Source organism: Blastococcus sp. SYSU DS0753 (genome assembly GCF_054051175.1).
Window position 1 is genome coordinate 37,707 of the sequence record NZ_JBJHAT010000032.1, and the last position, 19,189, is coordinate 56,895.

Annotated in this window: 17 protein-coding genes; 15 read left to right on the forward strand and 2 right to left on the reverse strand. The window is 73.4% G+C overall.

Translation table 11 applies throughout. The features are described 5' to 3' along the window. Positions 1-293 precede the first annotated feature (293 nt). The 13 genes from ACI799_RS18810 (at position 294) to ACI799_RS18870 (ending at position 14,489) form a co-directional block, all read left to right on the forward strand. Positions 294-1,268, forward strand: a complete 975-nt coding sequence (locus ACI799_RS18810) for a carbohydrate ABC transporter permease (RefSeq protein ID WP_456589790.1) — start codon at positions 294-296, stop codon at positions 1,266-1,268. Between the two features lie 19 nt (positions 1,269-1,287). Then, on the forward strand, positions 1,288-2,148 hold the full coding sequence (locus ACI799_RS18815; protein ID WP_456589789.1) for a carbohydrate ABC transporter permease: 861 nt from the start codon (positions 1,288-1,290) through the stop codon (positions 2,146-2,148). Between the two features lie 44 nt (positions 2,149-2,192). Further along, complete coding sequence (locus tag ACI799_RS18820) at positions 2,193-3,548, forward strand: ABC transporter substrate-binding protein (RefSeq protein WP_456589788.1); 1,356 nt, start codon at positions 2,193-2,195, stop codon at positions 3,546-3,548. A 158-nt stretch (positions 3,549-3,706) separates the two neighbouring features. Further along, the gene (locus tag ACI799_RS18825) at positions 3,707-5,125 is read left to right on the forward strand and encodes a Gfo/Idh/MocA family protein (RefSeq protein WP_456613677.1); all 1,419 of its coding nucleotides are present in this window, start codon (positions 3,707-3,709) and stop codon (positions 5,123-5,125) included. A 29-nt stretch (positions 5,126-5,154) separates the two neighbouring features. Then, a complete protein-coding gene (locus ACI799_RS18830) occupies positions 5,155-6,303 on the forward strand; it encodes a Gfo/Idh/MocA family protein (RefSeq protein WP_456589786.1) in 1,149 nt (382 codons plus the stop codon). Further along, entirely contained in the window at positions 6,300-7,466 is a 1,167-nt protein-coding gene (locus tag ACI799_RS18835) for a dihydrodipicolinate synthase family protein (protein ID WP_456589785.1), read from the forward strand. The genes ACI799_RS18830 and ACI799_RS18835 overlap by 4 nt, the downstream gene beginning before the upstream one ends. Continuing rightward, positions 7,463-8,317, forward strand: a complete 855-nt coding sequence (locus ACI799_RS18840; protein WP_456613678.1) for a sugar phosphate isomerase/epimerase family protein — start codon at positions 7,463-7,465, stop codon at positions 8,315-8,317. The genes ACI799_RS18835 and ACI799_RS18840 overlap by 4 nt, the downstream gene beginning before the upstream one ends. Beyond that, entirely contained in the window at positions 8,314-9,198 is an 885-nt protein-coding gene (locus ACI799_RS18845) for an NAD-dependent epimerase/dehydratase family protein (RefSeq protein ID WP_456613679.1), read from the forward strand. The genes ACI799_RS18840 and ACI799_RS18845 overlap by 4 nt, the downstream gene beginning before the upstream one ends. Next, positions 9,195-10,286 (forward strand): mandelate racemase/muconate lactonizing enzyme family protein, encoded by a 1,092-nt coding sequence (locus ACI799_RS18850; RefSeq protein ID WP_456613680.1) that lies wholly within the window; start codon positions 9,195-9,197, stop codon positions 10,284-10,286. The genes ACI799_RS18845 and ACI799_RS18850 overlap by 4 nt, the downstream gene beginning before the upstream one ends. A gap of 134 nt (positions 10,287-10,420) precedes the next feature. Beyond that, positions 10,421-11,533, forward strand: a complete 1,113-nt coding sequence (locus ACI799_RS18855) for an ABC transporter ATP-binding protein (protein ID WP_456589781.1) — start codon at positions 10,421-10,423, stop codon at positions 11,531-11,533. A gap of 105 nt (positions 11,534-11,638) precedes the next feature. Beyond that, positions 11,639-12,745 (forward strand): Gfo/Idh/MocA family protein, encoded by a 1,107-nt coding sequence (locus ACI799_RS18860; RefSeq protein WP_456589780.1) that lies wholly within the window; start codon positions 11,639-11,641, stop codon positions 12,743-12,745. After that, positions 12,742-13,683 (forward strand): DUF6807 domain-containing protein, encoded by a 942-nt coding sequence (locus ACI799_RS18865; RefSeq protein WP_456589779.1) that lies wholly within the window; start codon positions 12,742-12,744, stop codon positions 13,681-13,683. Before ACI799_RS18860 ends, ACI799_RS18865 begins: the two co-directional genes overlap by 4 nt. After that, on the forward strand, positions 13,680-14,489 hold the full coding sequence (locus ACI799_RS18870; RefSeq protein WP_456613681.1) for a cupin domain-containing protein: 810 nt from the start codon (positions 13,680-13,682) through the stop codon (positions 14,487-14,489). Before ACI799_RS18865 ends, ACI799_RS18870 begins: the two co-directional genes overlap by 4 nt. A gap of 350 nt (positions 14,490-14,839) precedes the next feature. On the opposite strand, the gene ACI799_RS18875 is transcribed toward ACI799_RS18870, so the two are convergent. Both ACI799_RS18875 and ACI799_RS18880 read right to left on the reverse strand, forming a co-directional pair. Beyond that, the gene (locus tag ACI799_RS18875; RefSeq protein WP_456589777.1) at positions 14,840-15,391 is read right to left on the reverse strand and encodes a DUF421 domain-containing protein; all 552 of its coding nucleotides are present in this window, start codon (positions 15,389-15,391) and stop codon (positions 14,840-14,842) included. A gap of 64 nt (positions 15,392-15,455) precedes the next feature. Further along, the gene (locus tag ACI799_RS18880) at positions 15,456-15,872 is read right to left on the reverse strand and encodes a MarR family winged helix-turn-helix transcriptional regulator (protein ID WP_456589776.1); all 417 of its coding nucleotides are present in this window, start codon (positions 15,870-15,872) and stop codon (positions 15,456-15,458) included. 87 nt (positions 15,873-15,959) lie between these two features. Here ACI799_RS18880 and ACI799_RS18885 point away from each other — a divergent pair, with 87 nt between their 5' ends. Then, positions 15,960-17,810, forward strand: a complete 1,851-nt coding sequence (locus ACI799_RS18885) for an ABC transporter ATP-binding protein (protein WP_456600653.1) — start codon at positions 15,960-15,962, stop codon at positions 17,808-17,810. 162 nt (positions 17,811-17,972) lie between these two features. Beyond that, a complete protein-coding gene (locus ACI799_RS18890) occupies positions 17,973-19,055 on the forward strand; it encodes an alkene reductase (RefSeq protein WP_456613682.1) in 1,083 nt (360 codons plus the stop codon). Positions 19,056-19,189 lie beyond the last annotated feature (134 nt).

Here is a 19,189-nt window from a genome sequence, read left to right on the forward strand (position 1 = left end):
GGCTGCGGCCCCCCGGCTCCTTGTGGAGACAAATACGCAGGTCAGCGCGGTGCGGGAAGCGCGCGCGGTGATCTGCGCCGGATCGACCCATTGACATGGTTTCGGCGGTTCGTTAGAAAGCGCTTGCCACACTGTGACTCACCGCACAGCTCCTCGCGGGGGGTGCAGCCGCCGGCTCGTGGCGGAAGCAGGTCGTCGCGGAAGGCTCTAGAAAGCGCTTACCAAGTGTGATGCACTGCACTCCGTCCACCGGGCGAACCCGTCCGCCGAGCTCTGCAGAGAGGTGAGAGCCCGTGTCGTCCACGCTCGACGTCTCGTCGCGTGCACGCCCGCACGACGAGGCTCCCCCCGGGGGGCGCAACGCGTCGTCGCCCGGAAAGCGGCGGCGCAGCAGGCAGTCCGGCCGGCTGGTGCCCTACCTGTTCCTCGCACCGTGGTTCGCCGGCCTGCTGTTCATCACCGCCGGCCCCATCCTGGCGTCGGCCTACCTGTCCTTCACCGACTACAGCCTCATCGGCTCGCCGGAGTGGGTCGGGCTGGCCAACTTCGAGCGGATGTTCGACGACCCGCGCTTCTACCAGTCGCTCAAGGTCACGTTCACCTACGTCGTCGTCTCGGTGCCGCTGCAGCTGGCGTTCGCGCTGTTCCTGGCGATGATCCTCGACCGCGGCCTGCGCGGCCTCGCGCTGTACCGGTCCATCTACTACCTGCCGTCGCTGATCGGCGGGAGCGTCGCGATCGCCATCCTGTGGCGGCAGATCTTCGGCTCCGACGGCCTGCTCAACCAGGTGCTCCGGTTCGTCGGGTTCGACAACCCGCCCGGCTGGGTCTCCGACCCCGACTACGCCCTCGGCACGCTGATCGTCCTGAACGTCTGGACGTTCGGTGCCCCGATGGTCATCTTCCTGGCCGGCCTGCGGCAGATCCCGACGATGTACTACGAGGCGGCGTCCCTGGACGGCGCGGGGAAGGTCCGGCAGTTCTTCCAGGTCACCCTGCCGCTGCTCTCGCCGATCATCTTCTTCAACCTCGTGCTGCAGACGATCAACGCGTTCCAGACCTTCACGCAGGCGTTCATCGTCAGCGGCGGCACCGGTGGCCCGGCCGACTCGACGCTGTTCTACACGCTCTACCTCTACCAGCGCGGCTTCGGGAACTTCGACATGGGCTACGCGTCCGCGCTCGCCTGGTTCCTCCTGCTCATCGTCGGTGGGCTGACCGCGATCAACTTCCTCGCATCGAAGTACTGGGTGTTCTATGGCGACTGACCTGACCGTGGCCCCCCCTGTGGCTGCCACGGAGAAGCTGCCCGACCGTCGGAAGAAGCAGCGGCCGCGCTGGCTGGCGCACACCGTCCTCATCCTGGGCGCGCTGCTCATGCTCTACCCGCTGCTGTGGATGCTCTCGAGCTCGTTCAAGTTCACCGAGGACATCTTCAGCCAGACGGGGCTGATCCCCGAGCGCGTCACCGCGCAGAACTACCCCGAGGGCTGGACGGCGCTGCCCCGGGACTTCGGCCACTACATCTGGAACTCGCTGATCATCGTCGCCGGTTCGATCATCGGGAACCTGCTGGCCTGCTCCCTGGCGGCCTACGCGTTCGCCCGGCTCGACTTCCGGTTCAAGAAGGTCTGGTTCGCGATCATGCTCGGCACGATGATGCTGCCGATCCACGTGGTGATCGTCCCGCAGTACATCCTCTTCTCCGAGCTGGACTGGATCAACACGTTCTGGCCGTTGATCGTGCCGAAGCTGCTGGCCACCGACGGCTTCTTCATCTTCCTGATGGTGCAGTTCATCCGGGGCATCCCGACCGAGCTGGACGAGGCCGCGCGGATCGACGGCTGCGGCCACTGGGCGATCTTCTGGCGGATCGTGATCCCGCTGTCGGTGCCGGCCCTGGCGACCACGGCGATCTTCACCTTCATCTGGACCTGGAACGACTTCTTCAGCCAGCTGATCTTCCTGACCGACCCCGAGATGTACACGGTCCCGGTCGCCCTGCGGACGTTCGTCGACGCGACGAGCCAGACGCCGTGGGGCCCTGTCTTCGCCATGTCGATCGTCGCCCTGGCGCCGGTCTTCGGCTTCTTCCTCGCGGGCCAGCGCTATCTCGTCCGAGGCATCGCCACCACGGGGCTCAAGTGACACCCCCCAGCACACGTGACAGCACTTACAAGGAGGTAAGGAACGTGCACACGATCCAGAGATTCGGGATGCGGGCGTCCTGGCCCACCCGCCTCGGCGTGACCGGCGGCGTCCTCGGGCTGCTGCTGACCACCGCTGCGTGCGGTGGCGACGGCGGCGGCGCGGCCGCTGACGGCGGCACCACCCGCGAGGACGGGCCGGTCACGATGCGGATGTCGTGGTGGGGGAGCGACACCCGGCACGCCGCCACGCAGGAGCTGATCGACCTCTACGAGTCGCAGAACGAAGGCGTCACCATCGAGGGCGACTTCACCGGGTTCGCCGACTACTGGGACAGGCTGGCCACCAACACCGCCGGCGGCCAGGCGCCCTGCGTCATGCAGCAGGACACCCGGTACGTGCGTGAGTACGCCGACCGCAACGCACTGCTGGACCTGACGCCGTACATCGAGGACGGCACGATCGACACCGGCAACCTCGACGAGAACGTCGCCGAGACCGGCATGGTGGACGACGCCACCTACGCGATCCCCACCGGTGTGAACGCCTTCTCCGTGGTCGTGGACCCGCAGGCCTACGCCACCGCCGGGGTGGAGATCCCCGACGGCGAGTCCTGGACGTGGGAGGAGATGGTCGAGACCGCCGCCCAGGTCACGGAGGCGACGGGCGGTCAGGTGTACGGCATGCAGGCCATGGGCCTCAACGGCGGCGACACCAACTTCGAGATCTACGCGCGTGAGCAGGGCGAGGCGCTGTTCGACGAGAACGGCGAGATCGGCTTCACCGCCGAGACGCTGGCCGAGTGGTGGAACATCGAGAAGCAGGCGTCGGAGTCCGGCGCCGAGCCACCGCCCTCCACCACGGTCGAGGTCTTCAACGGCGGGGTCGACCAGGCGCTGGTCGCCACCGGCCGCGGGGCCTCCGGGTTCTGGTGGACCAACGAGCTGCCGGCGCTGACCGCCGGAGCCGGCCGCGAGCTCCAGTTGATGCGGTTCCCCACCGAGGCGGGGGACGGCGAGACGGGGATGTACCTCAAGCCGGCCATGTTCTGGGCGATCAGCAGCGACTGCGAGAGCCCGCAGGAGGCCGCGATGTTCCTCGACTGGCTGATCAACTCCGAGGAGGCGGTCGAGATCATCAAGGCCGACCGCGGGCTGCCGGTGAACACCGAGCTGCGCGAGCAGATCGCTCCGTCCCTGGACGCGCCGGGCCAGGCCGCCATCGCGTTCGTCGAGGAGATCACCCCCGACCTGCAGGAGCCGCCGGCGCTGCCCCCGCAGGGCGCGGGTGAGGTGCAGGCGATCCTGCAGCGCTACACCGAGCAGATCCTGTTCGACCAGATCTCGGTGGAGGACGCCGCCGAGCGGTTCATGTCCGAGGTCGAGGCGGCGATCGCCTGATCACCGGCCGGGGGGGGGGGGGGGGGGGGGGGGGGGGGGGGCGGCCGCCCCCCCCCCCCCCCCCCCCCCCCCCCCCCCCCCCCCCCCCCCCCCCCCCCCCCCCCCCCCCCCCCCCCCACCGCCCCCCGCGCCACCCGTCCGACCACCGAGAGGGAGACGTGACCTCCACCGACTCGTCCGCGCCCCCGGCGCCGCGCAGGTACGCGATCGTCGGCACCGGCCACCGCGCGGAGATGTACGTCGCGGCGCTGCTGGGCAGCCACGCCGACGTGGGCCGGCTGGTCGCCCTCTGCGACCCCAACCGCGTCCGCATGGCCTACTACCAGCGCCAGTACGCCGCGGCCCACCCCGGCGCGGCGCCCCTGCCGGCGTACGCGCCGCAGGACTTCGACTCGATGCTCGAGACCGAGCGCCCGGACACCGTCATCGTCGCCAGCGTCGACCACACGCACGCGGAGTACGTCTCCCGCGCGCTGCGCGCCGGGCACGACGTCATCTGCGAGAAGCCGCTCACCACCGACGCCGCGGGCTGCGCCACGATCGTGGACGCGGTCGCCGACAGCGGGCGCGACCTGGTCGTCACCTTCAACTACCGCTACTCGCCGCGGAACGCCGCCGTCCGCCGGCTCGTCGCCGAGGGCGCGATCGGCGCGGTCACCTCGGTGCACTTCGAGTGGGTGCTGGACTCCGTCCACGGCGCCGACTACTTCCGCCGCTGGCACCGGGACAAGTCGCTGTCCGGCGGCCTGTTCGTGCACAAGGCCACGCACCACTTCGACCTGGTCAACTGGTGGGTCGACGCGGTTCCCGAGACCGTCTTCGCCCTCGGCGACCTGCGCTTCTACGGCGACGCCAACGCGAAGGAGCGGGGCCTGGGCGAACGTCCGGCGCGCAGCCACGGCGCCCCGGACGCCGGCCGCGACCCGTTCGCCCTCGACCTGGCCGGGAACGACCGGCTGCGCGCGCTCTACCTCGACGCCGAGGCCGAGGACGGTTACGTCCGCGACCAGGACGTGTTCTCCCCGGGCATCACCATCGAGGACAACATGGCGCTGCTGCTCGGCTACGGCGGCGGCCCGATGCTCAGCTACTCGCTCAACGCCCACGGCCCGTGGGAGGGCTACCGGGTGAGCATCAACGGCACCGAGGGCCGGATCGAGCTGTCGGTGGTCGAGCGGGCGGCGGTGATCGCCGCCGACGACGTCATCGGCGGGTTCGGCGTGGCCGTCGACCCCAGCGCCACCCCCGAGGCGGCCCCGGCGTCCTCCGGTGCCCGCACCGAGGGCACCGAGCTGCTGCTGCAGCGCCGCTGGGAGACCGCCCAGCGGATCCAGGTGCCGGAGGGGCCCGGCGCGCACGGTGGCGGCGACGCCCTCCTCCTCGACGACCTGTTCCGCCCCGGCACCCGACCCGACCCGCTCGGCCAGGCGGCCGGCTGGCTCGACGGCGTCCGCAGCGTCCTCGTCGGCGCGGCCGCCAACCGGTCCCTGACCACCGGCCAGGTCGTGCACCTGGCCGACTTCGGCATCCCGCTGCGGCCCGAGGTCGCAGCCGCTCCCGCCGGGAGCACCCGATGACCCCTTCACCCGCCCCGGAGGCAAGCACCGTGTCCAGCTCGATCGGCATCATCATGAACGGCGTCACCGGCCGGATGGGCTACCGCCAGCACCTGGTCCGGTCCATCCTCGCGATCCGGGACGCCGGCGGCCTGGAGCTCGCCGACGGCCGCAGGGTCGTGCCCGAGCCGATCCTGGTCGGGCGCAACGAGCGCAAGCTGGCCGACCTGGCCGCCCAGCACGGCATCGAGCGGTGGACGACGGACCTGGACGAGGCGCTGCGCGACGACTCCGCGCCGATCTACTTCGACGCGCAGGTCACGCAGGCGCGGGAGAAGTCGATCAAGGCCGCGATCGCCGCCGGCAAGCACGTCTACACCGAGAAGCCGACCGCGGAGTCCCTCGACGGCGCTCTGGAGCTGGCCCGGCTGGCCGCCGAGGCCGGGGTGAAGAACGGGGTGGTCCACGACAAGCTCTACCTGCCGGGCCTGGTGAAGCTGAAGCGGCTGATCGACGGCGGCTTCTTCGGCCGCATCCTGTCGGTGCGCGGCGAGTTCGGCTACTGGGTCTTCGAGGGTGACTGGCAGGAGGCCCAGCGGCCCAGCTGGAACTACCGCAAGGAGGACGGCGGCGGGATCGTCGTCGACATGTTCTGCCACTGGTCCTACGTGCTGGAGAACCTCTTCGGCCGGCCGGAGGCGGTCACCGCCAAGGCGGTCACGCACATCCCGACCCGCATCGACGAGCACGGGCAGGCCTACCCGGCCACCGCCGACGACGCCGCGTACGGGATCTTCGAGCTGCCCGGCGGCGTGATCGCGCAGATCAACTCCTCGTGGGCGGTGCGGGTCTACCGGGACGAGCTGGTCGAGTTCCAGGTCGACGGCACCGAGGGCAGCGCCGTCGCCGGGCTGCGCGAGTGCAAGATCCAGCACCGCGCCACCACGCCCAAGCCGGTGTGGAACCCCGACCTGCCGGTCACCGAGCGGTTCCGCGACCAGTGGCAGGTCGTGCCGGACAACGCCGACCTGGACAACGGCTTCCGGGCGCAGTGGGAGCAGTTCCTCCGCCACGTGCTGGAGGACGCCCCGCACCCGTACGACTTCCTCGCCGGTGCGCGCGGCGTCCAGGTCGCCGAGCTGGGCCTGCAGTCCTCCGCCGAGGGCCGCCGGATCGAGATCCCCGAGGTGACGGTGTGAGCGGCCCGGCCGTCCTCCTGCCCCGCGCCGACGGCACCGTCGGCGAGCACCGGCTCGGCGAGCCCGGCGCCTTCACCCGCCCCGACGGCCCGCTGACCAGCCGCACCGCCTACGCCGCCGCGCACGTCGTCGCCGACCCGCTCGGCGACAACACCCCGGGTGCGCCGGTGGACGTCGACTGGGACGCGACCCTGGCCTTCCGCCGGCACCTGTGGTCCTACGGCCTGGGCGTCGCCGACGCGATGGACACCGCCCAGCGCGGCATGGGCATGCCCTGGAGCACCACCGCCGAGCTGATCCGCCGCTCGGCCGCCGAGGCGCAGGCCTGCGGCGGGCTCCTGGCCTGCGGGGCGGGCACCGACCAGGCGCCGGCCGAGCTGGCCGGCACCGACGAGGTGCTGGCCGCCTACCTCGAGCAGATCGAGGTGATCGAGGGCGCCGGGGCCAACGTGATCATCATGGCCAGCCGGCAGCTGGCCCGGGTGGCCGGCAGCGCCGAGGACTACGCCAAGGTCTACGGCCGGCTGCTCGAGCAGGTGTCCCGGCCGGTGATCCTGCACTGGCTCGGCCCCATGTTCGACCCGGCGCTGGCCGGCTACTGGGGCTCGGCGCAGCTGGCCGAGGCCACCGACACCGTGCTGCAGGTGATCGCCGACCACAGCGCCAAGGTCGACGGCATCAAGGTCTCGATGCTCGACGAGGCGCACGAGGTGGACATGCGCCGCCGGCTGCCCGACGGCGTCCGGCTCTACACCGGCGACGACTTCAACTACCCGACGCTGGTGCGCGGGGACGGCGAGTCGTACTCGCACGCCCTGCTGGGCATCTTCGACGCGATCGCCCCGGCCGCCTCCACCGCGCTGCAGGCGCTGGACCGCGGCGACCTGGCCACCTACGACCGGCTGCTGGAGCCGACCGTGGCGCTGTCCCGGCACCTGTTCGGCGCGCCCACCTACTACTACAAGACCGGGATCGTCTTCCTCGCCTGGCTGGCCGGTCACCAGCCGGGCTTCCGGATGGTCGGCGGGCTGGAGAGCGCCCGCAGCCCGCAGCACCTGGCCGAGGTGTTCCGGCTGGCCGACGCCGCCGGACTGCTGCCCGACCCGGAGCTCGCCGCTGCCCGGATGCGCACCTACCTGCAGACCGTGGGGGTGGGCCAGTGAGCGCCGACCCGCGGTTGGCGAAGCTGTCGATCAACCACAAGACGGTCGAGGGCTGGCCGATGCCCGACTTCGTCGACGGCGTGGCCGCGGCGGGGCTGTCCGCGCTCGGCACCTGGCGCGAGCCGGTCGCCGAGTTCGGGCTGGAGCGGACGGCGAAGCTGATCCGCGACGCCGGGCTGCGGGTGTCCTCGCACTGCCGCGGCGGTTTCCTGACCGCGACCGACCCGGCCGCCCGGGCCGCGGCCCTCGAGGACAACCGGCAGGCGATCGACGAGGCCGCCGCCCTGGACGCGGGGTCGCTGGTCATGGTGGTCGGCGGGCTGCCGGCCGGATCGCGGGACCTGGTGGGAGCCCGGGAGCGGGTGGCCGATGCGCTGGCCGAGCTCGCGCCGTACGCGGGGGAGCGTGGGGTCCGGCTCTCGCTGGAGGCGCTGCACCCGATGTACTGCGCCGACCGGGCCGTGCTCTCCACCCTCGGCCAGGCCCTCGACCTGGCGGCGCCCTTCCCGTCGGCGCAGGTGGGCGTCGTGGTCGACACCTTCCACCTGTGGTGGGACCCGGAGGTCTGGCGGTCGATCGAGCGGGCCGGCGACCGGATCGCCTCCTTCCAGGTCTGCGACTTCCTCATGCCCATCCCGGCCGACGCGCTGATGGCCCGCGGCTACATGGGCGACGGGGTGATCGACTTCCCGCCGTTCGTGGCAGCGGTCGAGGCCGCGGGCTGGACCGGGGACGTCGAGGTGGAGATCTTCAACGCCGACGTCTGGGCCCAGCCCAAGGCCGAGGTCGTGGAGACGGTGAAGCAGCGCTACCTGGACGTCGTGGTGCCCGGCGCGGTGGAGTCGGCGTGAGGGTGCTGCTCACCGGGGGTGCCGGCCGGCTGGGCCGCAGCGTCGTCGACGGGCTGGCCGACGCCGGCCACGAGGTCGTCTCGGTCGACGTCACCGCGGCGCCGTCGGAGAAGGCCGCCGCGACGTTCCCCGCCGACCTGGCCGACCTCGGCCAGGCCTACGGCGTCATGGCCCGCTACCGGCCCGACGCCGTGGTGCACCTGGCGGCCATCGCCGTCCCGTTCAGCCGTCCCGAGTCGGTCATCCACGCGACCAACACCGCGCTGGCCTACAACGTGCTGCAGGCCGCGGTCGACTCCGGCGTCGGCACCGTGGTGACCGCCAGCAGCCCCACGGTCATGGGGTACGGCAGCCCGGCCGGCTGGGCGCCGCGGTACCTGCCGCTGGACGAGGACCACCCGGCGCGGCCGTGGAACGCCTACGGGCTGTCCAAGCTGGCCGCCGAGCAGACCATGCGGATGTTCGCCGCCCAGTACGGCGACCGGGTGCGGCTGGCGGCGTTCCGGCCGTGCTTCGTGATCGCCCCGGAGGAGTGGGCGGGCGCGCCGACCCAGCAGGGGCACACGGTGCGCGAGCGGATCGCCGACCCGCGGCACGGCGCGGTCTCGCTGTTCAACTACGTCGACGCCCGGGACTGCGCGGACTTCCTGGACACGTTGCTGGGCAAGGCCGGTGAGGTGCCCAACGGCGAGGTGTACTTCGTCGGCGCGCGGGACGCGCTGGCCGAGGCGCCGCTGGCCGAGCTGCTGCCCGAGCACTCCGGGGTCGCGCCCGAGCTGGCGGCCGGGCTGACCGGCACCAGCCCGGCGTTCAGCACCGCGAAGGCCGAGCGGCTGCTGGGCTGGACGGCGTCGCGCAGCTGGCGCACGGAGCTGCGATGAGCACGGTCACCCGGCTGTCCAGCCGGCTGTTCCGGCTGCCGCTGTCCCGGCCGTGGGGCGCCGACGTGCCCGCGCTGCACCTGCTGGTCACCGAGCTGGAGACCAGCGACGGGCGCACCGGCACCGGGTTCAGCTGGACGCCGTCGATCGGGGCCCGCGCGCTGCAGGCGCTCGTCGACTCCGACGTGGCCCCGGTGGTCATCGGCGGGCCGGTGGAGCCCGGCGTGGTCTGGGACCGGCTCTGGTGGCACCTGCACGAGGCCGGCGGTGGCGGGCTGACCACGATGGCGATCGCCGCCGTCGACACCGCGCTGTGGGACCTCGCGGCGAAGGCGGCCGGGCGGAGCCTGGTCGACCACCTGGGCCGCCGACGGGACTCGGTCGCCGTCTACGGCAGCGGGGTCAACTTCCACTACTCCCTCGAGGAGCTGGTGGCGCAGACCGAGCGCTGGGTCGCCGACGGGTGCACCGCGGTGAAGATCAAGGTGGGCCGGCCGGACCTGGCCGAGGACGTCGAGCGGGTGGCCGCCGTCCGCGCGGTGCTCGGACCGCACCGCCGGCTGATGGTCGACGCCAACCAGCGCTGGGACCTGCCGACGGCGATGCGTGCGGTCCGGGCCATGTCGGCCTTCGACCTGCACTGGGTCGAGGAGCCGCTGGTCGCCGACGACCTGCCCGCGCTGGGCCGGCTGCACGACGCCGGGCTGGGCGTGCCGATCGCGGTGGGGGAGAACGTCTACACCGCGTTCCAGTACCGCGCGCTGCTGGCGTCCGGTGCGGCCGACGTCGTCCAGCCCAACGTCGTGCGGGTGGGGGGCATCACGCCGTTCCTGCGGATCGCCCAGCTGGCGGCTGCGGCGAGCGTGCCGGTGGCGCCCCATCTGCTGCCGGACCTCTCCGGCCAGTTGGCGATGTGCCTGCCGCTGACCACCATGGTCGAGGACGTCGAGGACGCCTCGTTCGCGGCGCTGGGGGCGCTCGCCCGGCCCAGCGGGGTGGCCATCGCCGACGGCGTCCTGCGTGCCGACACCGCCCCCGGGCACGGCCTGGTCTTCGCCACCGACCGGATGGCGGAGCTGACCGGATGAGGATTCTTGACGCCGGAAAGCGCTTGCCCATAGGGTGAGCGGAGTCACACCGTGCGGGAGCGCGGCCCCACGCGTTCGCGTCGGGACCGTTCCGCGCCGCCCGTCCCACCCCGTCAGAGCGAGGGAGCTCCCCGATGGCATCGGTCACCTACGACAAGGCGACCCGGCTCTACCCCGGCGGTTCGACGCCGGCGGTCGACCAGCTGGACCTGGCGGTCGAGGACGGCGAGTTCCTCGTGCTGGTCGGCCCGTCGGGCTGCGGGAAGTCGACGTCGCTGCGGATGCTGGCCGGGCTGGAGGAGGTCGACGGCGGCGCGATCCGGATCGGCGACCGCGACGTCACCGACGTGCCGCCCAAGGACCGTGACATCGCGATGGTGTTCCAGAACTACGCGCTGTACCCGCACATGAGCGTGGCCGACAACATGGGCTTCGCCCTGAAGATCGCCGGGATGGGCAAGGACGAGCGGGCCACCCGGGTGCGGGAGGCGGCCAAGCTGCTGGACCTCGAGGACTACCTGGACCGCAAGCCCAAGGCGCTGTCGGGCGGGCAGCGGCAGCGGGTGGCGATGGGGCGGGCGATCGTGCGCCAGCCCCAGGTGTTCCTGATGGACGAGCCGCTGAGCAACCTGGACGCCAAGCTGCGGGTGCAGACCCGCACCCAGATCGCCTCGCTGCAGCGCCGCCTGGGCATCACCACCGTCTACGTCACCCACGACCAGGTCGAGGCCATGACGATGGGCGACCGGGTGGCGGTGCTCAAGGACGGGATCCTCCAGCAGGTCGACAGCCCGCGGGAGATGTACGACCGGCCGGCCAACGTCTTCGTGGCCGGCTTCATCGGCTCCCCGGCGATGAACCTCGCGGAGGTGCCGCTGGTCGAGGGCGGTGCCCGGCTCGGCGAGCTGATCGTTCCGCTGTCCCGCGAGACCGTCGCGGCGGCCGGCTCCGACCGGTCGGTCACCCTGGGCTTCCGTCCCGAGGCGATCGAGGTGGCCCCGCCCGGCGAGGCGGGGTTCCGGGCCTGCGTCGACCTGGTCGAGGAACTCGGCTCGGACGCCTACGTCTACGCCTCGCTGCTGGATCAGGAACTCGCCGAGCACCTGCACGGCGGGGACACCGCGCAGATCGTCGCGCGGGTCGACGCCCGGCGGCCGCCGCGGGCCGGTGACGAGGTCCGGTTCGTCATCCGCGGTGGTGAGGAGCACGTGTTCTCCACCAGCACCGGGGCGCGGCTGTCCCGCTGATCGGCATCCCCCGGTCCCACCGTCGGGCGGACGCCTCGCCGGACGGTGCGACCAGACCGTCGTCCGCGGCTGCCCCCGGCGGCCGACCGCGCAGTGAGGAGTCCTGTGGACCACGCAACCACGCCGGTCCGGGTCGCCGTCGTCGGAGCCGGCGCGATCGCCGATGACCGCCATCTTCCCGCGCTGGCAGACGTGGGGGAGCGGGTCCAGGTCGTCGCGATCGCCGACGTCGACCTCACCCGTGCCCGCGAGCTCGCCGGGCGCTGGGGCGTGCCCGGCGTCTACGGCGACATCCGGGCGATGCTCGCCGCCGAGTCACCGGACCTGGTCACGCTGTGCACCCCGCCGTCGGCCCACCTCGAGGGCGTCACGGCGTGCCTCGACGCCGGGGCCTGGGTGTGGTGCGAGAAGCCGCCGATGCTCTCCCTCCTCGACCTGGACGCCGTCGCCGAGCGCGAGCAGGAGGGTGGGCCGTACGTCGCCTACGTCTTCCAGCACCGCTTCGGTTCGGGCGCCCAGCGGCTGCGCGAGCAGGTGCGCACCGGTGCGCTCGGGCGCCCGCTCGTCGCCGTCTGCCACACCCTCTGGTATCGCGGCCACGACTACTACGAGGTGCCGTGGCGGGGCCGCTGGGAGACCGAGGGCGGCGGACCGACGATGAGCCACGGCATCCATCAGATGGACCTGCTGCTGTCCGTGCTCGGGAACTGGCGCGAGGTCAGCGCGGTCACCGGAACGCTCGACCGGCGGGTCGAGACCGAGGACGTCGCGATGGCGGTGGTGACCTTCGAGTCCGGCGCCATGGCCTCGATCGTCAACAGCGTGCTCTCCCCGCGGGAGACCAGCTACCTGCGGTTCGACTTCACCGACGCGACCGTCGAGCTGGAGCACCTGTACGGCTACGGGGACGACGACTGGACGTGGACGCCGGCTCCGCACGTCACCGACCGGGAGCGGATCGCCGGCTGGGCCCCCACGGGCGGGGTGGCGAGCGGGCACGTGGCGCAGCTGCGGAGCCTGCTCGACTCCTTCGACCGGCGGGAGCGCCCGCTGGTCAGCGGCCGGCAGGGCCGCGAGACGATGGAACTGGTCACCGGTCTCTACCGCTCCTCGGCGTCCGGGGGCAGCGTCGCCCGGGCCGATCTCGTACCCGGCAGCCCGCACTACGACCGGCTCGGTGGCGACCTGGCGACCACCGGGGGTCAGCGGTGAGCGCCGCGCTCCGGGTCGTCCACGAGCACGGCCGCCGCGTGGTCGTCGCCGTCGAGGGCGACGGCGTCGGCGTCGGCGAGGGTGCCGGGCGGGTCGAGATCGCGTCGTACGACTACGACCCCCAGGTGCCGGACTTCGAGTCCCGGAAGCCCTACCTGCACCCCCTGCGGACTCTCTCCGGCGGGCTGGTGTCGGCCTATCGACCGCACGACCACCGCTGGCACAAGGGCCTGCAGATGACCGTGTCCCACCTGTCGGACCAGAACTTCTGGGGCGGCTACAGCTACCGCCACGGGCAGGGCTACGTCCCCGTCGACAACATCGGCCGCATGCGGCACGACCGCTTCGCCGAGTTCGTCGTGGCCGACCACGAGGTCCGCCTGGTCGAGGAGCTCACCTGGGTGACCGCCGCCGGTGAGGACTGGGTCACCGAGCGGCGCGAGTTGCGCTGGCACGGGGTCGACGTCGAGCGGGGCACCTGGGCGCTGGACTTCGGCACCGAGCTCTGCAACGTCCGCGGCCGGGACCTGCACGTCGGCAGCCCGACCACGCACGGACGCCCCGACGCCGGCTACACCGGGTTCTTCTGGCGGGGACCGCGCGGCTTCACCGGGGGAGAGGTGCTCGTCGCCGACGAGGACGCCGCACCGGAGCCGATGGGCGCCACCTCGCCGTGGCTGGCCTACACGGGTCTGCACGACGAGGTCGACGGCGGCGCGACCCTCCTCTTCATGGCCGGGACCAGTTCCGCGGCGGTGCCGTTGCGCTGGTTCGTCCGCCGTGAGCCGTTCCCCGCGGTGAACCCCTCACCGGCTTTCTCCGAGGAGGTGACGCTCGCGCCGGGGGACGCCCTCACCCTGCGGCACCGGGTGGTGGTCGTCGACCGGCCCTGGACCCGCAGCGACGTGGCGGCCCACGTGGCCGAGCACCCGCTGTGACGGCCGCCCGGCACCCCGCGGCGGGCGCCCCGCCGGCGCCGTTGCCGGGGGCGGTCGGCCTCAGCGGCCTGGACGTCTACCCGTGGGGTACCCACGACGGCCTGCACGGGGGTTCCCCGCACCTGCACCTGTGCTGCTCGGAGGCCTACGTGGTCGTCGGCGGCCGGGGGCGGCTGCAGACGCTCACGATGGAGGGCGGCGCCGGGGAGGTGCCCCTCGTCGCCGGCGACGTCGTGTGGTTCACGCCCGGGACCATCCATCGGGCCGTGAACGACGAGGAGCTGCGGGTCGTCGTCGTCATGGAGAACAGCGGCCTGCCGGAGGCCGGCGACGCCGTGCTGACCGTGCCGGGGGAGTACCTGCGCGACCCGGACGCGTACGCGGCCGCGACGTCCCTGACGGGTCCTGACGGGCGCCCCACCCCCGAGCGGGCCCGTGCCCGTCGCGATCTGGCCGTCGAGGGGTTCCTCCACCTGCGACGACGCACCGAGGCCGGGGACCGGGGGGCGCTGGCCGCCTTCCACGCGGCCGCTGCCGCCCTCGTCCGGTCTCGCGTACCGGACTGGCGGGAGCGCTGGCGGGCGGGTGCACTGGCGGCGGCGCAGCGCACCGGCGACCGGCTGGACGCCCTCCAGCTGGGCAAGGCCGACCACCTGCGCGCCGCTGGTGTGCACCACCTGTCCCGGCGGTCCGACCCGGTGCTCGGCATGTGCGGTTTCCTCTCGCCCTACCTGCCCGAGCGCGAGGCGTCGGCCCCCCCGTTCCCGGAAGCACCCGGCGACGAGCGGCGCCGCCCCGGCGCGTGAGGCCGGGGGGCGCCACCGCCGGCCGCCCGCATCGCGGCGCTGCCCGCGCCGACCGGGTCCCCGGTCGAGGAACCCGACGACGGACCGTAGCCATCCGTCGCCATCGGCCGTGACGGCGTCGCACCCGGCCACCGGGGCCGGCGCACTCTCCGGGGCGCAGGCGCGGACGTCGTCGTCGGGAACCCGCTCGGCGTGCAGTGGGCGTCCGGTGGCAGCACCGCTCATGCCGGCGAGGAGGCCCGGTCGGCCATCCGCACCGGCGGGGAGGCCGTGACCTCCAGCAGCACCGGTCAGCGGCGCTCCCGCTGACCCGGGCGGCGCGTCCTCCGCGGATGGGGGCGCCCGGTGGCTCAGGCGGGACGGCCGGGGCCGGCGGCGGGGACCAGCCGGGCGGCGTCCGGCACGTCGGAGAAGAGCCACGGGTCCAGCGGCTCGGACTGCCGGATGACGCTCACCGCCCCGGTGCGCTCGAGGACGACGCATCGCACCTCCGCGAGGTTCCGGATGCCGGCCAGCCGCAGCTTCTGCCGCAGTTCGTCCTCGGCGACGTGCGCGGCGCGCAGGTTCTCGTGCAGCGGAGTCGCGCCGGCCATGAGCAGCACCGGGGGGCGGTTCATCAGCCGGTCGGCCCACCGGCTGCGCCGCAGCCGGGCCAGCGCCGTCTGGGTTCCGAAGAGGGTGACCATGGCGAGGGCACCTGTGGCCAGGGTGGGGTCGAGCAGCAGCACCGTGCGGCCGATGACGGCGCCGAGTGCGATCGCGCAGCCGAGGTCGAAGCTGGACATGGTGGCGAGGCTGCGCTGTCCGACGAGCCGGACGCAGAGGATCAGCAACAGGTACATGGCCACGGTGGAGAGCACGACGAGCCCCGCCCGCTCCCAGTCGATCCCCAGCTGATCCATCTTCGGGCCTCCCCGGACGGCGACGGTCGTGCCGCCCATTCTCGGGGGCTGCCGGCCCGGGGCGTCAGTCGGTGAGGTCGTGCAGGATCCGGGCGAGGGTGGCGCGGTCCTCGGGGCCGAGGCGGGCGAACAGCTCGGCGGAGTCGGCGGCCCGAGCGCGCCCCACCTCCCGCCGGACCCGCCGACCCTCGTCGGTGGGGCGGACGATCACCGCCCGCCGGTCGCCCGGGTCGGGGCTGCGCTCGACGAGGCCGCGTTCCTGCAGGCCGTCGGCCACCTCGGTCGCCGATCGGGGTGCGATGTGCAGCGCCTCGGCCAGGTCGGAGAGCCGGACGCCGTCCCGCTCGCAGACCACCCGCAGGGCCCGGGCCTGGTGCGGGGAGAGGTCCCAGGGCGCGAGGGCCTCGCGCCAGCGACGGCGCTGCGTGCGCGCCACCCGCATCAGCAGGTCGCCCAGCTCGCCGGTCCCGTCCTCCGTCACGGGGGAATGGTAGCGATGATCCGGAGGTTCCCAGACAGTGAGGTAACCTCAGCAACCGAGAACGGGGGTGGCGACATCAGCGAGACGATGACGGGTGGCGGCCGCGGCGGTGGCCGGGGTGGTGGCGGCGGCGAGAACGTCGGCCGCAAGCCAGATCCGGCCGACCTCGCCCAGCTCGAGCGGTCCCCGGTCCGCTGGAGCCGGGTCGCCGGGCTGTTCCGGCCCTACCGCTGGCAGCTGGGGGTCGTGGTGGCGCTGATCGTGGCGTCGTCCGCCGTCGCGCTGGCCACCCCGTTCCTCATCCGCCTGGTCATCGACGAGGCGATCCCCGGGCAGGACGTCCCCCTGCTGCTGTGGGCCGTCGCCGGGATGATCGCCGTCACCGTGGTCACGGCGATCTTCGGCGTGGTGCAGACCTGGCTGTCCACGACCGTCGGCCAGCGGGTCATGCACGGCCTCCGGACGGCCGTCTTCACCCACCTGCAGCGCCAGTCGCTGGGCTTCTTCACGCGCACCAAGGGTGGCGAGGTCCAGTCGCGGCTGATGAACGACGTCGGCAGCATGCAGTCGGTGGTCACCTCGACCGCCACCTCGTTCGCCGCGAACGCCACCACGGTCATCGGCACGGTCGCGGCCATGGTGGTGCTCAGCTGGCGGTTGTCGCTGCTGTCGCTGGTCGTGCTCCCGCCGGCCGTCTGGCTGACCCGCCGCGTCGCCCGCATGCGCCGGACCATCACCGCCCAGCGGCAACGGCACCTGGCCGACCTGCACTCCCAGGTCGAGGAGGGGCTGAGCGTCAGCGGCGTCCTGCTGGGCAAGACGCTGGGCGCGGGCCCGGCGCAGTCGCGGCGGTTCGCCGGCACGTCGGAGTTCCTGGTCGACCTCGAGGTGCGCTCGCAGCTGGCCGGCCGCTGGCGGATGGCCACCATGAGCATCGTCTTCGCCGGCATCCCTGCGCTGATCTACCTGGCCGCCGGGCTGCCGGCGACGTCGGGCGGGATGACCATCGGCACCCTCGTCGCCTTCACCACGCTGCAGGGTGCGCTGTTCCGGCCGCTGATGCAGCTGCTGGACATCGGTGTCTCGCTGACCGCCTCCATGGCGCTCTTCAGCCGGGTGTTCGAGTACCTCGACCTGCCCGTCGACATCGACGACCCCGCCGACCCGGTCGCCGTCGACGCCGCCTCCGTCCGCGGCGAGGTGCGGTTCGAGCACGTCGGCTTCCGCTACCCGGACGGCGTTCGCCCCGCGCTGGCCGACGTCGACGTGACCGTGCCCGCCGGCTCGACCCTGGCGCTGGTGGGGGAGACCGGCTCCGGCAAGAGCACGCTGGCCTCGCTGGTGGCCCGGCTGAACGACCCCACGACCGGGCGGGTGCTGATCGACGGCGTCGACGTCCGCGACCTGCGGCTGGCCGATCTCGCGCGGATCGTCGGCGTCGTCAGCCAGGAGACCTACCTGCTGCACGGCACCGTGCGGGAGAACCTGCTGCACGCCCGGCCCGAGGCCACCGACGCCGAGCTCGTCGACGCCGCCCGCCGCGCGCAGGTGCACGAGGTCATCGCCGCGCTGCCCGACGGCTACGACACGGTGGTCGGCGCGCGGGGGCACCGGTTCTCCGGCGGGGAGAAGCAGCGGCTGGCGATCGCCCGCACGCTGCTGCGCGACCCGCGGGTGCTGGTGCTCGACGAGGCGACCAGCGCCCTGGACAACGAGACGGAGCGGGCGGTGCAGGCGGCGCTCGACGAGGCCAGCCGCGGGCGGACGACGATCACCATCGCGCACCGGCTCTCCACCGTGCGCGACGCCGACCGGATCGTCGTCCTGGACGCCGGCCGGGTCGCCGAGCAGGGTACCCACGAGGAGCTCCTCGCCCTCGGCGGCCGGTACGCCCGGCTGGCCGGGATCGCGCAGCGGGACGCCGTCCTCGCCGGGTGACGGGCGCAGCTCCCCCACTCGTCCTCGCCGTGCGGCCGCCGTCCTCGCGGTGCACCACGAGGACGGCGGCCACACAGCGAGGGCGGCGAAGCCCCAGCACCGCGGCGGCGAAGTGACGCACGCCCCGGAATCGGTTGGTCACCGCCGGCGGTTGCGCCGGTCATGGACCTGTTCTCCCCCGTGCGGCTCGGCGACCTCGAGCTGGCCAACCGCGTCGTCATGGCACCGCTCACCCGGATGCGCTCCGGCCGCGCCGCGATTCCCCGCGACGTCGTCGTCGAGCACTACGAGCAGCGCGCCGGCGTGGGCCTGATCATCACCGAGGGGACCTTCCCCAACGACGAGTCGCGCGCGTTCGCCGGGCAGCCGGGCATCGTCACCGACGAGCAGGCCGAGGGCTGGCGGCGCGTCGCCGACGCCGTCCACGCCCGCGGCGGCCGCATCGTCCTGCAGGTCATGCACGGCGGCCGGGTCTCCCACCCGGAGCTGACCGGCACCCGCGTCGTCGCCCCCAGCGCGATCGCCATCGAGGGCGAGGTGCACGTCGGTGGCGGGGTCAAGAAGCCCTTCCCGGTGCCGCACGCGCTCACCACCGAGGAGGTGCGCGCCACGATCGCCGACTTCGTCGCCGCCTCGCGCCGCGCCGTCGACGCCGGCCTGGACGGCGTGGAGCTGCACGCGGCCAACGGCTACCTGCTGCACGAGTTCCTGTCGCCGGCGTCCAACCGGCGCGAGGACGCCTACGGTGGCAGCCCCGAGAAGCGTGCCCGCTTCGTGCACGAGGTCGCCGCCGCGGTCGCCGAGGAGGTCGGCGCGGGGCGGGTCGGCCTGCGCATCTCCCCCGAGCACAACATCCAGGACGCCCTGGAGACCGACCGCACCGACGTGCTCGCCACCTACGGCGCGCTGGTCGACGGACTGCGCCCGCTGGGCCTCGCCTACCTCAGCGTGCTGCACGTCGAGCCCGCCGGTGACCTCGTGCAGGAGCTGCGCCGCCGTTTCGGTGGGCCGCTGATCGCCAACAGCGGCTTCGGCACGGTGACCACCCGCGCGGAGGCCGTGCGGCTGATCGAGGAGGCGCACGCCGAGGCCGTCGCCGTCGGCCGGCCGGTGCTCGCCAACCCCGACCTGGTCGAGCGCTGGGCCGGTGAGCACCCGGAGACCCAGGCCGACCCGCGCACTTTCTACACCTCCGGGCCGGAGGGGTACACCGACTACCCGACGCTGGCCGCCGCGGGGCGCTGAGCACCGGGGGGGGGGGGGGGGGGGGGGGGGGGGGGGGGGGGGGGGGGGGGGGGGGGGGGGGGGGGGGGGGGCGGGCGGCGCCGCGCTCGCGGCGGGGGCGCGCCGCCGTCGCGGGCCTCCCCCTCACCTCCCCC

What these genes read in the sequence shown, in the direction of transcription:
- ACI799_RS18850 (WP_456613680.1), top strand. Translation starts at nt 9,195, where the DNA reads ATGAGCACGGTCACCCGGCTGTCCAGCCGGCTGTTCCGGCTGCCGCTG.
- ACI799_RS18855 (WP_456589781.1), top strand. Translation starts at nt 10,421, where the DNA reads ATGGCATCGGTCACCTACGACAAGGCGACCCGGCTCTACCCCGGCGGT.
- ACI799_RS18875 (WP_456589777.1), bottom strand. Translation starts at nt 15,391, where the DNA reads ATGGATCAGCTGGGGATCGACTGGGAGCGGGCGGGGCTCGTCGTGCTC.
- ACI799_RS18885 (WP_456600653.1), top strand. Translation starts at nt 15,960, where the DNA reads ATGACGGGTGGCGGCCGCGGCGGTGGCCGGGGTGGTGGCGGCGGCGAG.
- ACI799_RS18890 (WP_456613682.1), top strand. Translation starts at nt 17,973, where the DNA reads ATGGACCTGTTCTCCCCCGTGCGGCTCGGCGACCTCGAGCTGGCCAAC.